Annotated in this window: 18 protein-coding genes; 7 read left to right on the top strand and 11 right to left on the bottom strand. The window is 65.5% G+C overall.

Annotation, left to right across the window (positions count from 1 at the left end):
• Positions 1-223: 223 nt before the first annotated feature.
• A complete protein-coding gene (locus E3O50_RS13200) occupies positions 224-601 on the bottom strand; it encodes a metalloregulator ArsR/SmtB family transcription factor (RefSeq protein ID WP_134560783.1) in 378 nt (125 codons plus the stop codon).
• A 99-nt stretch (positions 602-700) separates the two neighbouring features.
• Here E3O50_RS13200 and E3O50_RS13195 point away from each other — a divergent pair, with 99 nt between their 5' ends.
• Both E3O50_RS13195 and E3O50_RS13190 read left to right on the top strand, forming a co-directional pair.
• Positions 701-1750, top strand: a complete 1050-nt coding sequence (locus E3O50_RS13195) for a permease (protein ID WP_134447484.1) — start codon at positions 701-703, stop codon at positions 1748-1750.
• Between the two features lie 26 nt (positions 1751-1776).
• A complete protein-coding gene (locus E3O50_RS13190; protein WP_134447483.1) occupies positions 1777-2019 on the top strand; it encodes a thioredoxin family protein in 243 nt (80 codons plus the stop codon).
• Positions 2020-2046: 27 nt separating this feature from the next.
• Here E3O50_RS13190 and E3O50_RS13185 read toward each other — a convergent pair whose 3' ends face one another.
• A complete protein-coding gene (locus E3O50_RS13185) occupies positions 2047-3300 on the bottom strand; it encodes a chloride channel protein (RefSeq protein WP_166787306.1) in 1254 nt (417 codons plus the stop codon).
• Between the two features lie 227 nt (positions 3301-3527).
• Between E3O50_RS13185 and lgt the strand changes: the two genes are divergently transcribed.
• Positions 3528-4484 (top strand): prolipoprotein diacylglyceryl transferase, encoded by a 957-nt coding sequence (gene lgt / locus E3O50_RS13180; protein WP_241975536.1) that lies wholly within the window; start codon positions 3528-3530, stop codon positions 4482-4484.
• Here lgt and E3O50_RS13175 read toward each other — a convergent pair.
• Genes E3O50_RS13175 through E3O50_RS13165 form a run of 3 tightly spaced genes read right to left on the bottom strand, consistent with a single transcriptional unit; the run spans position 4413 to position 5853 of the window.
• Positions 4413-4814: a DsrE family protein gene (locus tag E3O50_RS13175; protein ID WP_166788258.1), complete on the bottom strand. Its 402-nt coding sequence runs from the start codon at positions 4812-4814 to the stop codon at positions 4413-4415. The two genes, lgt and E3O50_RS13175, sit on opposite strands and share 72 nt — an antisense overlap.
• Positions 4811-5323, bottom strand: coding sequence for a hypothetical protein (locus E3O50_RS13170; RefSeq protein ID WP_134560784.1), 513 nt, complete (start codon positions 5321-5323; stop codon positions 4811-4813). The genes E3O50_RS13175 and E3O50_RS13170 overlap by 4 nt, the downstream gene beginning before the upstream one ends.
• A gap of 11 nt (positions 5324-5334) precedes the next feature.
• The gene (locus tag E3O50_RS13165; RefSeq protein ID WP_174774662.1) at positions 5335-5853 is read right to left on the bottom strand and encodes a hypothetical protein; all 519 of its coding nucleotides are present in this window, start codon (positions 5851-5853) and stop codon (positions 5335-5337) included.
• Positions 5854-6052: 199 nt separating this feature from the next.
• On the opposite strand from E3O50_RS13165, the gene E3O50_RS13160 reads away from it, so the two are divergent.
• Positions 6053-6406, top strand: coding sequence for a metal-sensitive transcriptional regulator (locus tag E3O50_RS13160; protein ID WP_134447475.1), 354 nt, complete (start codon positions 6053-6055; stop codon positions 6404-6406).
• A gap of 21 nt (positions 6407-6427) precedes the next feature.
• Here the strand turns inward: E3O50_RS13160 and E3O50_RS13155 are convergent, their stop codons facing one another.
• The 4 genes from E3O50_RS13155 to E3O50_RS13140 all read right to left on the bottom strand — a co-directional run bounded on the left by E3O50_RS13155 (position 6428) and on the right by E3O50_RS13140 (position 9220).
• Entirely contained in the window at positions 6428-7192 is a 765-nt protein-coding gene (locus E3O50_RS13155; RefSeq protein ID WP_134447473.1) for a sulfite exporter TauE/SafE family protein, read from the bottom strand.
• Positions 7189-7326 (bottom strand): hypothetical protein, encoded by a 138-nt coding sequence (locus E3O50_RS13150; protein ID WP_174774663.1) that lies wholly within the window; start codon positions 7324-7326, stop codon positions 7189-7191. The genes E3O50_RS13155 and E3O50_RS13150 overlap by 4 nt, the downstream gene beginning before the upstream one ends.
• Entirely contained in the window at positions 7326-7787 is a 462-nt protein-coding gene (locus E3O50_RS13145; RefSeq protein ID WP_134447471.1) for a hypothetical protein, read from the bottom strand. Before E3O50_RS13145 ends, E3O50_RS13150 begins: the two co-directional genes overlap by 1 nt.
• A 71-nt stretch (positions 7788-7858) precedes the next feature.
• Positions 7859-9220, bottom strand: a complete 1362-nt coding sequence (locus E3O50_RS13140) for an MBL fold metallo-hydrolase (RefSeq protein ID WP_134560785.1) — start codon at positions 9218-9220, stop codon at positions 7859-7861.
• Positions 9221-9375: 155 nt separating this feature from the next.
• Between E3O50_RS13140 and E3O50_RS13135 the strand changes: the two genes are divergently transcribed.
• Complete coding sequence (locus tag E3O50_RS13135) at positions 9376-9744, top strand: thioredoxin domain-containing protein (RefSeq protein ID WP_134560786.1); 369 nt, start codon at positions 9376-9378, stop codon at positions 9742-9744.
• Between the two features lie 34 nt (positions 9745-9778).
• Here the strand turns inward: E3O50_RS13135 and E3O50_RS13130 are convergent, their stop codons facing one another.
• Positions 9779-11161, bottom strand: a complete 1383-nt coding sequence (locus E3O50_RS13130; RefSeq protein WP_134447465.1) for a HAMP domain-containing sensor histidine kinase — start codon at positions 11159-11161, stop codon at positions 9779-9781.
• Positions 11158-11847 (bottom strand): response regulator transcription factor, encoded by a 690-nt coding sequence (locus E3O50_RS13125; RefSeq protein WP_134447463.1) that lies wholly within the window; start codon positions 11845-11847, stop codon positions 11158-11160. Before E3O50_RS13125 ends, E3O50_RS13130 begins: the two co-directional genes overlap by 4 nt.
• Before the next feature lie 141 nt (positions 11848-11988).
• Between E3O50_RS13125 and E3O50_RS13120 the strand changes: the two genes are divergently transcribed.
• Together E3O50_RS13120 and E3O50_RS13115 are read left to right on the top strand one after the other, a co-directional pair.
• Complete coding sequence (locus tag E3O50_RS13120; protein WP_134447461.1) at positions 11989-12711, top strand: DUF2202 domain-containing protein; 723 nt, start codon at positions 11989-11991, stop codon at positions 12709-12711.
• 169 nt (positions 12712-12880) lie between these two features.
• Complete coding sequence (locus tag E3O50_RS13115; RefSeq protein ID WP_134560787.1) at positions 12881-14344, top strand: FAD/NAD(P)-binding oxidoreductase; 1464 nt, start codon at positions 12881-12883, stop codon at positions 14342-14344.
• Positions 14345-14372 lie beyond the last annotated feature (28 nt).

The following is a 14372-nucleotide window of genomic DNA, read 5'->3' as shown; positions in this document are numbered from 1 at the left end:
CGAGCGGCCTGCTCGAAAGCCCTACCGGTCGTGAACGCTTGCGAAGAGGCCGCCTATTGGACGACGACCAGTTATGGGATGGGGCGAACGCTGGTGCGGCGATTCTCAACGGCACCTACCGCTTATGCGCTCGCGACACAGATAGAGTTGGCGCCCCTGAGCACCTAGGAGCCGATAGAACGGGCACCGCAGGCGTTCACGTGAGGATTGCGCTCGGGTCGGCTCAGACTACCTGGGTCAGTGCGCGGGTAGCCGTGTCGAGCGTGCGCGCGATGGCGTGAATGGCCTCTGGAACGACGCGGTAGTGCACTCTCATCCCGTGTCGTTCCTTGGTGAGGATGCCGCTGGTTTCGAGTTTCTTGAGGTGGTGACTGACCGTTGGCTCAGAAAGCTTGACAACGGGGGCCAGGTCGCACGTACACGCTTCCTGGTCCGGCTGGGCCAGAAGGTAGGCCAGGAGCTGCAGGCGGGTGGGATCAGCCAGAGCCTTGAGGCGGACCGCGAGTGCCATCGCATCGTCCAAGGCCAGCGTGGCGCTAGCGCCCAGGGGATCGCAACAGATCGGCGAGGCGTCCTCCAGGAGGGGAAGGGTCTTGGGCATGGGTCCATCATCCCACCTTCTTGACATATATCAAAGAGGTGGCACACTAATGATTAGACGCACGTCGAATACGTATGCGTTCCTAGTCAAGGAGTCCTCGTGAACATCGCCGAACGGATACCGACCACGACCCGCGGCCGGGTCGGCGTCCTGATTGCGGGGATCGGCGTGTGGGCGCTGGCCTACTGGGCCAACGAGTGGCTCTGGAACGTCATCCTCTACGATGCGTTCGGCCTCGACCCGAAAAACCAGATCACCGAGACCATCCACTTCTTCCTCTACGACTCGCTGAAGATCCTGCTCCTGCTGGTCATCATCATCTTCGCCTCCACCGTGCTCCGCTCCTTCATGAGCGTGGAGCGCACGCGGGCCTTCCTCGGCGGCAAACGCGAGGGCGTCGGGAACCTCCTCGCGGCGGCCCTGGGCGTCATCACCCCGTTCTGCTCCTGCAGCGCCGTACCCGCCTTCATAGGCTTCGTCGCCGCGGGCGTGCCGATCGGCGTCACGATGAGCTTCCTGATCGCGAGCCCCCTCGTCAACGAGATCGCCATCGGCCTGCTCTTGACCCTTTTCGGGTGGCAGATCACCGCCCTCTACGTAGTCTCCGGTCTGACCATCGCAGTCGTGTCCGGTTACATCCTGGGTCGCCTGCACGTCGAACGCTGGGTCGAACCCTTCGTCTTCGAAGTAAAGCTCGGCGGCCAGACCATTGACCCCTCCCTCGGCCTGACCTTTGGGCAGCGGATGCAGATGGGTGTCGAAGAGGTCAGGAGCCTGATCGCGAAGATCTGGGTCTACCTCCTCGTCGGTATCGGTCTCGGCGCCCTGATCCACGGCTGGGCGCCGACCGACTTCTTCGCCACCTACGCCGGCCCTGGCAACCCCTTCGGCGTGCTGATCGCCGTTCTCATCGGCATCCCGCTCTACTCCAACGCCGCCGGGGTAATGCCCTTGGTCGCAGCCCTCTACGACAAGGGCCTGCCGATGGGCACCCTGCTCGCGTTCATGATGGCCGTCGTCGCACTGTCCCTGCCAGAGATGATCCTGCTCCGCCGGGTGCTCAAGCCCCAGCTCCTCGCGATCTTCATCACGACCACCGGCCTCGGTATCGTCGCCGTCGGCTACCTCTTCAACGCCATCCTGGCTTGATCACCGCACCCGAAAGGAATCCCCTCATGAACATCAAGATCCTCGGCCCCGGCTGCCGCAATTGCGTCAACCTCACCAAGGCTGCCACCACCGCCGTCGCCGAACTCGGCCTCGAGGCCAGCATCGAAAAAGTCGAGGACTACACCGCGATCCTCGGATATGGCGTGATGAGCACCCCTGCCCTCGTCATCAACGAGAAAGTCGTCGTCTCCGGCCGTGTACCGACCCTCGCCGAAGTGCGTACACTCCTGACTGCCGCGAGCCACTGACCGGACTCCATCGGCACATGATCCGCGCTAGTCGATGCCGAGGAACCGTCTCCGCCCGAGGAGGTATTCCACGACGACACCACCCGCAACCGCAAGCGTCATGGGGATCAGCAGTGCCGGTCCCTGCCCGGTGAATTCGAGCACCAGGACCAGAGCCGTCAGGGGTGCGCGCATGGCAGCGGCGAGGAATGCGGCCGCGCCGACCAGGGCGAAGGCCGCCACCGGAGTACCGGGCCACAACGTGCCCCAGAGCCCTCCGGTCACGATGCCGAACGCGGCACCGATCGCGAGCGAGGGCGTCAGAGTTCCTCCGGCGGCACCGCTGCCGATCGTGGCGATCGTGGCTCCTACCTTGGCAACGAGGAGCACCGCCACCAGCCCGATCGGCACGACGGCGTCGAACGCGGTCTGGCCGAGTGAACGTCCGTTGCCGAGAATTTCTGGAAGCAGGAGCGACAGTAGTCCAATGGCCGAGAACACCAGCGGCATGACGACCAGAATCAGCCAGCCCTGCGGACGCCGTTTCTCGGCCCCGGCGGCCAGTCGCACGAAACCGACCGCAGCGAACCCGATCACGGGTCCGGCAAGAAGAGACCAGACCAGGAGCGATGGGGTCTGAGTGAACTGCGGCACGGAATACAGCGGGGTCGTGGGCACAACGATTTGCGCGACCAGTGTCGCGATCGCGGACGTGGCGAGGGCCGGCAGGACCGTGGCTAGAGTCAGCTCGGCGAGCAGGATCTCGACGGTGAAGAGCGCACCCCCGAGCGGCACGTTATAGACCGCGGCGAGCCCTGCCCCGGCGCCGCACGCGACCAGAACACGACGTTCGCGGGCAGTGACGCCTGCCTTCTCGCTGAGCCAGCCCGCCGCCAGTGCGCCCAGCTCGCGGGGGGCCATCTCGCGGCCGATCGACGCGCCCAACCCGACGATCACGATCTGCAAGGCCGAGTTCACCAGGGTCGCGAGCACGGGCATCCGCTCGCCGGCAACGCTTCGGTCCACCGGGACGATGGGTCGCCCCCAGCGACGCACGGCCCACCAGCCGACGGCACCGATCACGCCCGCAACGCACAAGGCGATCACGCGTGTCTGCGGTGCGGACCTGGCCAGCCCGTCGAGATAGGTGCCTTCGGAGTAGCCGTAGGCGAGGTGTTGAATCGCTCGAAGGAGGACGCTCACCGCGAGCCCGCCCAAACCTGCCCCGACACCGACGAGCGCCGTGACCACGACGATTCGGGCGACCCACGACGGAGTAACCGAATTCGGGACGGGCCTCACGTTTCGATCGTAGCGTTCGGGGATCGCTCCATTGGGTGCACCGCTCCCTCACGGGTCGCCCCTCTATGAGAACCTTCCCAGCATCCGCCTATGCGGCCGCACTGGTGCGGGGCACCCAGCGGACCCGAATAAGCTTTGGGCGGTTCGAGACATCGGACCCCTCCGGAACCTCTGGGAGACCTTCGTCCGCCAGCTGCGCCGAGACCGACGATCGAAAGGTGAACACGGTGCTTCACACCAGCATTCCGAGCCCATCCATCAGTTATTTCGATCTGGGACCCCTGCGTGTTCACTTCTATGCGCTCTGCATCCTGACCGGCATCGTCATCGCCGTCTGGTTGTCCTCGGCGCGGTTGACGGCTCGTGGCGGCAAGCCGGGCATGGTGATGGACATCGCCATGTGGACGGTCCCGATCGGAATCGTCGGCGGTCGCCTGTACCACGTCGTCACTCATCCGACCGATTATTTCTTCCCCGGCGCGGATCTCTGGAAAGTGCTGTTCGTCTGGGAAGGCGGACTCGCGATCTTCGGTTCGATCCTCTTCGGCAGCATCGGAGCCTATATCGGCTGCCGTCGGGCCGGCATCAGATTCTTCTCGTTCGCTGACGCCCTCGCCCCCGGCCTGCTCCTCGCGCAGGCGTTCGGCCGCTTCGGGAACTACTTCAACCACGAGCTCTATGGTGGCCCGACGACCCTCCCCTGGGGACTCGAGATCGAGTCGACGAACGCGGCCTTCCCCACGGGGCTGCCGGCCGGGACGCTCTTCCAGCCGCTCTTCCTCTACGAAATGATCTGGAACGCGATCGGTGTCGTGCTGATCATCTTCGTGCTCGAGCGCCGGTTCAACCTCCGCTGGGGCAAGACCCTCGGCTTCTACCTGCTCTGGTACGGCGCCGGACGGGCGTTCCTCGAGTCGCTCCGCCTGGACCCGACCGAGTATTTCCTCTTCGACCTCAAGATCAACGTGGACATCGCGCTCCTCGCCGCCATCGCCGGGATCGTCCTCATCATCGTCCAAACCCGGCGCCACCCCGGACCGGAACTGTCGATCTACCGGAATCCGGAGGAGCCCCCGGCCGACGGCCTGACCGCGACGGATGCCCCGTCCGACTCACACGCGGATGTAAGCCCAGCCCTCGAACTGCCGAGCGGTCAGATGGGCGACAGCCGCAGGGACGACTGACACACTCGGAAGCAAATCAGCGGCGTCCAGCCCGACGGACCGCATGCTGTTCTGGCAGGACAGCACCCGCACGGGCGTTGCAGCGAGCTCGGTCAGGGCGTTTTCCAGGTCCGATCGCGCGCGCAGGAACAACACGACCGACCCCTGGACCACGATCTCGATCGTGAGCGTCGGGAGTTGGGCGCTGGCATTGAGCGCGGATCGGATGCCGGCCTGGATCAGTGTCGCATCGGCGCCGCTGACGTGCAGGAGGAGCCCGGCACCGGTCACTGCTTGACCGCGCCCGCCACCGTCAGGCTCCGTGTCGTAGGCAGTCCCGACCTCCGTCACGGACGGCCGCCGACTCTCGGGAACAACGGGCGGCACGTCGTGCATACTTCGCCGTCTTCGGTGCCGTCGATGCCGCCTGACGTACCTGACCGACGCTGGCTACGCGTTGCCTTGTATTCGCTATTCAGCCGTGCCAGCAATGCCCACACCAACAACGCGATCGCCGCGACGCCGACGACAGGACGAATGCCCGGCTCGAGCAGAGGCACTGCAGTGCGCAGATCGGTCGACAGATAGAGCGAGATCAGGCCGAGCGCCGGCCAGCGAAGATCACACAGGGTGGCATCCGCACCGATCGGTGCATCGACGTAGCTGGCCACGACCAGACCGATCAGGCAAGCACCCCCTACCGTGACCGCATCCGCCCACCAGGGACCGGGGAACACCAGGGACCCGCCAACGATCGCGACGGTTCCGGATGCGAGCGTCAGTCCGGTCAGGGCCATCGCGGCGACGGTAACGATGATCAGCCGACGACATGTCGGCCAGGACCGCAGTTCACGAATCATGCCCGGAATTCTCATCTGGTCAATGCCTCCCGGCTCGGTACAACGATGGGACTCGGCGCAGCAGACGCCAAAGTGCATGAGCTCTCCCGAGTGAGGCGGGCATGCAACGCCCAGCCCAGCAGAAGGATGGATGCCCCGGCCAGGTACGGCTGCACCGGCTCGAAGAACTGCAGCGCTCCGCTTGCACCGAGGGCGAGGAGAACGATCTTGTTGCATACGGGGCAACCGACCGCGAAGAAGGTGATCATCCATCCGGCCATACCGAGTCGTCCCTCTGCGCGACGGGGCGCTGCACCCTCCGGGTACGCGACGTATGTGGCGGACACGAGCCCGGCGAGTATCGCGCTCGCGGCGAGCACCGGCCAGGACCAGGACGTCGGGGCGACTGCGCGTGCGAAGAACGGCGTGTCGATCAAGTCGGTCGGAATCGCGATGACCAGGTAGGTGCCGACCGCAGCAGCGAGCGCGATCCACCAGCGGCGGGCCGGCCATCGCCGGAGGGATGCGCCCGCATTCAGGATGGAATCCACCAGCCGTCTCGCCATCCCTCGCGCTGAGTCGACGCCGACAGTTCGTCCGTTCTGCATAGCTGGCCTCATCACACATAGGAAGGGATATCCGCGAAAGCGGATATACCCATAGGGGTATTTTTATACGGTACGGGGTATTCTTTTGAGGGTCAACCTCACCCGAGCACATGGACACCTCGCGCCAGCACAGGAGCACCGAATGGCATCATCCCCAGAATCTGCGCCAAACCTGCAGATCCCTTCAGCGTCTCGCCGCGACGAACCGGTCGCCGCCTCCCCCGCACCGACCACATCCGACGACCTACGCAAGACCGTCAACAGGCTCAAACGCGCCCAAGGGCAGTTGGCCGCCGTCATTGCCGCTGTTGAGTCAGGCGCGGATTGCCGAACGGTTGTCACGCAGCTCGCAGCGGTATCCAGCGCGATCGACCGTGCTGGGTTCACGATCATCTCAACGGCGATGAAAGAATGCCTCAGCGAAACAAACGCCGACTCGGCAAGGACGCCGCTCCGGGTGGAAGAACTCGAGAAGCTCTTCCTGGCGTTGTCCTAGGCACGTGCGGCTGACGTACGTTCAGCCGATCAGTGCCGTGATCGCTACATAGGCCGCGACACCGAGAACCAGGACAGCGAACCCCCGCTTGAGGACAGTGTCGGACAGGCCTCGTCCGAGCCGGCCCGCTACCAGGGATGAGCCCATGGCAGACGCGGCGAACGCGCCAGTGACCGCCCAGTCGATCTGGACCTCGTCGAGGTGCGCTGCAAATCCGGCGACGGAATTAATGACGATGATGACCAGCGAGGTGCCCACCGTCACGCCCATCGGCAGGCCGAGGACCAGCGTGAGTGCCGGCACGATGAGGAAACCCCCGCCGACGCCGAGCAGTCCGGTGAGAAATCCGACCACGGCACCGGCGGCAAGAGCCCTGGGCAGGCAACTGCGCCAGTTGACACGTCCACCGGGAAGAGCACAGGGGCCACCGGCCGACCGGGTTGGGAGGAACATTCTCACACCGGCGACCACCATGATCACCGAGAAGGCGCCGAGAAGCACACGCTGGTCGAGCATCCGGTTGACCGTCGTGCCCAGGTAGGCGGTGGCCACTCCGGCCACGCCGATGATGAAGGCGAGGCGCCAATGCACGCCGCGGCGAAGCCGTGGGAGCACGGCAACGGCGGAGGCTGCTCCGACTACGATCAGGGAGCTCGGAATGGCCTCGGCGAGGGGCAGGCCTACACCGTAGACAAGGGCGGGGACCGCGAGTATCGACCCGCCCCCGCCGACCAGGCCTAGCAGCGCCCCGACGATCACGCCCAGGACGAGGGCAGTGACGATCACGGAAGCTGGGGCATAACCAGTGGGATGTGCTGTGCGCCGGAGATCATCCCGTCAACCAGTTCATCGCTTTCTCGAACGTCGATGATCCGGACCTCGCCATGTCGGGTGAATACCTGCTGGGGAGCGAGTTCCATTAAGGGCGCCTTTCTAGTGAGGTGTCGGTGCGGTATCTCGACCACAAAACCGCGGAGAGCAGGACGAGCGTGAAGCCGCCGACCAGGATTGGGCCCACGGCGTCGGGGCCGATGGTCGCAATGAGGTCAAGAGTTCCCCAGCCGATGCCGAGATCGGTGAAGAGGGATAGCAGGCCCATTCCCCCAACGAAGAATGCGACGAATACGGATACCCCGGTCACGATGAGGTTGTAATACACCTTCCGAAGCGGGTCCGTGGACGCCCACTGGTAGACACGATTCATCAGGATTCCGTCGGCGCTGTCGGACAACGCCATTCCGGCCATGAAAATGACGGGGAGAGCCAATGCCGCGTACCACGGCAGGTCGGTCTGAGCACCCCGGCGACGACGAGCAGGCTGATTGGCGCAGCCGTATCCAACCCCAACCCGAAAAGCACTCCGATTGGGAACATCTTCCAGGGAGTATCGACGAGCCTGGAAGGCTTCGCCTCTCGGCCGAGTGTCCTGCCGTTCGGAGCACGGTCACGGTGCTAGACCGCCTTCTCAGCCATCGGCATACCGGCCGATTCGACATCGGCGAAGGAGGCGTTCACGTGCACGACGTCCCGGCCCGCACGCTGAAGCAGACTCGCGGCAACGCCGGCACGGTAACCCGACCCGCAGTGCACCCAGATGGTGCCCGCTGGGATCTCGTCCATCCGGGAAAGGATCTCGTGCAGTGGCACGTTGACCGCGCCGATCAGGTGCCCGTCGGCGAACTCGTCGGTGCGTCGCGCGTCCAGAAGCACGTCGCCTGCGGCGTGGTCGCGCGCGAGTTCCGCCCAGCCGACGCGGGGGTAAGAAGCAACCGGGGCATCCGGGGCGAGCGCGCGCGGCTCGGTGCCGATGGCTGCATCCGGGGAATCGATGCCGATCCGCGACAGGTCACGGATTGCGTCTTCGACGTCGGCGTGTGTGCCGACGAGAGTGAGTTTCTCGTCCCAGGGCAGAACCCAACCGAGATAGGTCGTGAAGTTGGAACCATTGCCATACTCGAAGCTCACGGCCCCCTGCAGGTGGCCACTGGAGAACGCGACGCGATTACGCAGGTCGACGACCCATTCACCGTCGGCGAGCCTGCGGGTGAGCTCTGCGGCATCCAGAGACTCGGGCACCTCGAGGTCAGCCGGACCGGGACCCTGCATATTGGCCGGTGCCATGTGCGCGTAATACGACGGGTACGCGGTGAGGTTGGCGATCAACGTAGCGACGAAGTGCTCCTCATCGGCGTCGGTCAGGGCGTGGTTGGTCGTGATCTGCTCGCCGATGGTGGATGAGCCGGCTCCGGTGGCGGGGCCGCTGGAGCAGAACGAGCCGAACCCGTGTGTCGGGAAGAGCGCCGCGTCGTGCTGGGCTTCGTGCACGAGCTTGCGCACGGACGCGTACTGGTCATGGGTGAGTCCGACGGTGTCGATGGCGGCAACCAGGTCGGTACGTCCGACGGAACCGTACAACAGGCTTCCACCGGAGAAGACGGCTTCAGTAGTGCCATCGCTGACGATGTAGGAAACGTGGGTGTGCGTATGTCCCGGGGTGGCGACGACGGTGACCCTGAAGGCGCCGATCTGGACAATCTGGCCGTCCGTGACCGGTTCTCGTTCAAACGAAACGGGGTCGGCCGCGTTGACCAGGTACTCGGCGCCGTGCGCCTGGGCAAGATCGTACCCACCGGTCACGTAGTCATTGTGCAGATGGGTCTCGGCAACGTGGGTGATCGTGACCCCCGCTTCGAGGGCAGCGGCCTCCACTCGGTCGGTGTCGCGTTGCGGGTCGATGACAAGCGCCACGACGCCGTCATGCACCAGGTAGCTGCGATCCCCCAGTTGCGGGGTTTCGATGACGATGACGTCCATGGTCCGTGGTCCTCCAAGTCTCGATGCGGGTCGGTTCTATCGCATCATAATACCCCCGGGGGTATTTTTTCGCAAGAGAGGGAACGTCCGGGCGCAGACATGTCGAGCGCACGGCTCTCTTGCGGGAAATACCCTAGGGGGTATATTGTCGGACCATGGCTACCACTGACATCACCGAAATGACTTTCGACGAGACCATCACCGACGACAGCATCGTGCTGGTGGACTTCTGGGCCGGCTGGTGCGGCCCGTGCCGCATGTTCGCGCCAACCTTCGCGGCCGCGTCGGAGAAGCACCCCGAGATCATCTTCGCGAAGGTCGACACTGAGGCAGAACAGGGCCTGGCTGCCGCGGCCGGCATCCGCTCCATTCCCACCCTGATGGCATTCCGGGACAAGATCCTCGTGTTCTCCCAGCCCGGAGCGCTCAACGCCTCATCCCTCGGCGAGGTGATCGCCGGAGTGCAGGCTTTGGACATGGATGCCGTGCGCGCGAGCATCTCCGCGCGGCGAACGACGGCCTGACCTGCCAACGGCGCATGGTTCGACCTCGCCGGCCCTAGCCCGTGGCGGGCAGCCGGATAGTGATCCTGGTTCCCTCACCCGGTGCGGACGACGCCTGGATGGTCCCGCCGTGGCTGCTGACGATTTCGCGCGCGACAGCGAGCCCGATGCCCGAACCGGCGACCTGTTCCGCCGCACGGCCCCGCCACAAGCGGTCGAAGATGTGTGGGAGTTCTTCCGGCGGGATGCCCGGCCCGGTATCGGCGACCGAGAGCACCGCCTGACCGTGGTCGACGGAGATCGTGACGGTCACGCTGTCACCCGGCCGGCAATATCGGGCTGCATTGGCGAGGAGATTGCCGATGGCCTGGTGCAGGCGGTCGGCATCCGCCCGCACGAATGCGGGTCCCCCGGGCTCGAGTGTCAGGGTGAGCTCGGCAGCGCGCAGTTGGGGTTCCCGGAGGGCGCATTCGTTCCGGGCGACCTGCGCCAGGTCGACGGATGCGAGGTGCAGGGAGAGTCCAGCGGTTTCCACCGCCGACAATTCGGCCAGATCGGCCACCACCCGGCCCAGGCGCAGCGACTGGTCGTGCAGGCCGGCGAGGCCCTCCGGCGTGGGCTGCACGAGTCCGTCGCGCAACTCCTCCAGTCCGGCCTGCAACGCCGCCAGCGGGGTTCTCAGTTCGTGGGCCACATCGGCCGTGAGGTTGCGCCGGTCGCGATCGGACCGAACCACGGCATCCGCCATGCCGTTGAAGGCGACGGCCAGCTCGCCGAGCTCCCCCGGGCCGGGACCCGTGGCACGGGAGTTCCGATCGCCGGCCGTGAACGACCGGGCGGCCCCCGTGATCGCCTGGATGGGCCTAACGAGGAGCCGCGTGACCAGGAAGCTCGCGCCGAGTGCCATGACAAGTGCCACGATGGCGGCCACGGCGATCCAGGGCCAGGCCACGTCGACCACCTGCGTCGCAACCATGGCGCCGAAGTTCATTCGAACGGTGCCGACCTGGCTACCCTCGCTCACGATCTGCGCCGACACCACCGTCTGGCCCATCCCGGAGCCCTGCCCCATTCCCTGGCCCATACCCTGGCCCATTCCCTGATTGTTGGCATTTCCGCCGTTGTCAGCACTGGATTGAAGGGTGGTACCGTTCACGTCGAGAATGGCGAGTCGGGCCGATGCCGCCTCGCCGATCGCGAAGGCGCGGCCCAGATCGGCCTGTTCCCAACCACCACCAGAACGGTAGGCGTCGGCAGCCGCCGCCGCGGCTGCCGCAACAACCCGTTCACGGTCGGCCTGCTGCGAAACCTGCACTCCGCGATCCACACCCACCAGGGCCGCGCCGGTGAGCACGGCCACCGACGAGACCGCGACCAGGATAAACGCGAGCAGGAACCGACGTCCGAGTGGGCCGAGCCCTAGACCACGGGTCGTCATGACGCATCGTCCCGCCGGAGAGCAAGCCGGTAACCGACGCCGAGAACCGTCTCCAAAACTTCCGCTCCCGAGGCCCCGAGCTTGCGCCGGAGGTTCTTGATGTGGGAGTCGATGGTGCGCTCGTAGCCGGCATACTCGTAGCCGCGCACCCGGTTGACCAGCTCGTAACGCGAGTAAGCCCGCCCGGGCGCGGCCGCGACCGCTGCCAGGAGCCCCCATTCGGTAGGGGTCAGATCGAGGAGGGCTCCGTCCAGCCACGCTTTGTGCGAGGCCTCATCGATGCGGAGCCGCCCGTTGCCGTAGGCGACAGGGCCGGCCTCCCCGGGCAGTCCGCTGTATCGGTGGAGCACGGCCTGCACCCGAAGCACCACCTCGGCGGGACTGAACGGCTTGGTCACGTAGTCATCGGCGCCCAGCTCGAGGCCGTGAATCCGGTCGTCCGTGCTACTGCGGGCCGTCAGCACGATCACGGGAAGGTTCTGCATTCCGTGGGCCTCGCGGAGGATCTCGGTGCCATCGATGTCGGGAAGGCCGAGGTCGAGGAGTACGAGGTCTGCCGAGTCGAGCAGACGCAGCGCCTCCGCTCCCGACGCGGTCGTCAGCACCGAGAATCCAGCCCGTTCCAGATACCGACGGAGCACGTCCCGGATGTCACGTTCGTCCTCGACGACCAGCACTGTTGGCATGACTTCACCCTATCCGCCGCCCCCGTTCGCGGTGCCGGCGCCTTCAGTTCTCCACGCGATCTCCACACACCCGGCAGACCCCCTGCACCGCGGGGAGGGAGTTTGTAGGTAGCAACAACCCACAATCTGAAGGAGCACATCATGCGCAAGGGAATCATCATCACCACGGCGATCGCCAGCGGAGTCGTCATCACCGCCCTCATCGCCACACCGAGCATCGCCGCCATGAACCGCGGCGGGGATCCGCAGGGTACCGGACCAACAGCATCCAGCAGCCAGCCATACGCCCAGACTGAGCACATGAACCGCATGGGCGACGGCATGGGCTCCGCCTCCGAGATGGGCGCAGGCATGGGCGCAGGAAACCGTGCCGGCATGCAGGGCGACGCCAGCAAGGGTGTGGGCATGGCCGCCGGCCTCGCCGACGTGGCAAGCGGCACGATGACCGATGAGCAGAAGGCCAGCCTCACTGCGATGGCGGCCGAGGAGAAGGTCGCCCATGACCTGTATGTCGCCTTCGCCGAGAAGTACGACGCGGCGGTCTTCAGCCGGATCGCCCGGTCTGAGACGATGCACCTGGATGCCGTTCGCACTCTTCTGGAGCGCTACAGCATCACCGACCCGACCATCGGCCTCGAGGTCGGTATGTTCCCGACCGACGCCAGCCAGAAGCTCTACGACACCCTGCTTGCCCAGGGCTCGGCGAGCCTGGACGCGGCCAGGGAAACGGCCCGCACGGTCGAGACGACCGACATCGCCGACCTGACGGCGGCTTCGGCCGGAGTCACCGCTCCCGACGTTCTGGCCGTTTACGAGCACCTGCTCACCGCCTCGCAGCACCACCTGTCCGCCTTCGGTGGCTGACACGAACAGACGGTGGAGGGGCGTCCACAGACCGTGGGCACCCCTCTTCCCTTCCTGCGATGAACCGACAGCGCGAAAGCAATACCCCATCAGGTATAAGCGATACCCCCTTAGGTATAGGAGTATGGTTCAGAACAACAGCATCGAGGCTGGGATTGAGAGGTCTGACATGGCACGAGTCGTCATTCTGGGAGCCGGGGTTTCCGGCCACACCGCTGCGCTGTTCCTCAAGCGGAGACTGGGCAGGAAGCACGAGGTGGTCGTGGTGTCACCGAACTCGAACTGGAACTGGATCCCCTCGAACATCTGGGTCGGCGTCGGCAAGATGCGCCCCGACAAGGTGGTGTTCCCGCTCGCGCCGATCTACCGGCGGAAGAGAATCGTCTTCCGCCAGGCCCGGGCCGTCGCACTGCGACCGGACGGGGATGCCGACAGTCCCCGCGGAGCCGTGGATGTGGTGTACACGGACCCGAAGCGGGCCGGCCAGACCGAACGCATCCGTTACGACTACCTCATCAATGCGACGGGCCCCCGCCTGAACTTCGAGGCGACCCCGGGCCTCGGCCCGGACGCCGGTCACACCGTGTCGGTCTGCACGCCCAGCCACGCCGTCGAGGCGGCCAAACGCCTGACTGCGGTCATCGAAACGTTGAAGACCGGTCGCCGGCAAGTCCTGGTGATCGGAGTGGGCCACGGGACCTGCACCTGCGAGGGCGCGGCGTTCGAGTATGCCTTCAATGTCGAACATGAGCTCCGCGCGGCAGGGGTCCGGGAACGCGCAGAGGTCATCTACCTGACCAACGAGCATGAGCTGGGCGATTTCGGCGTCGGCGGAATGACCTTCAGCCAGGGCGACCGCAGGATCACGAGCGAGGCCTGGATGGAGTCGCTCTTCCGCGAACGGGCGATGAAGGCGATCACCCAGGCCGCGGTCACCGAGATCGAACCCGGCCTCATCCACTACCGGCAGATCGACGGTACGGAGAACACCCAGCCGTTCGATTTCGCCATGCTTCTCCCACCGTTCCGTGGCGTGGGCCTTGAGGCCTTCGACAGGGATGGATCCGACATCACGGGTTCGATCTTCGCTCCCAGCGGGTTCATGCGGGTAGACGCGAACTACGAAGCCAAACCATTCGACCAGTGGACGGCGCAAGACTGGCCCAAGACATACCAGAACCCGCTGCACCGCAACGTGTTCGACATCGGGATCGCGTTTGCCCCGCCGCACGCGATTTCCCGCCCCTATGCGACCCCCGACGGCGTACTGGTCGCACCCGCCCCGCCACGAACAGGCATGCCCTCAGGCTCCATGGGCAAGGCCGTGGCAATGACCATTTCCGACATGGTCCTGAACGGCTCCCCCGAGCCGACCCACACGGCGTCGATGGGCGATATGGCGGCCGCCTGCATCGCCTCGACGGGAACGGGAATGCTCACCGGCACCGCGGCGGCCATGTCGATGTCGCCCATCGTGCCGGACTACTCCCGGCACCCGAACACGGCCGGCCGAGATCCAAAGGAGACAACCGGAGACATCGGGCTCGCCGCCCACTGGGTAAAACGGATGCTGCACACCCTGTTCATCTACAAGGCCAAGGCCTACCCGCTTTGGTACCTCATCCCCGAATAACCTGCTTGACCGACCAAGGGAGATCAGC

It is taken from the genome of Cryobacterium sp. MDB1-18-1, from assembly GCF_004402735.1.
In the GTDB taxonomy this organism is placed as follows: domain Bacteria; phylum Actinomycetota; class Actinomycetes; order Actinomycetales; family Microbacteriaceae; genus Cryobacterium; species Cryobacterium glucosi.
Note: the sequence above shows the minus strand (reverse complement) of the source record. Positions and strands in the feature narration are given on the sequence as shown.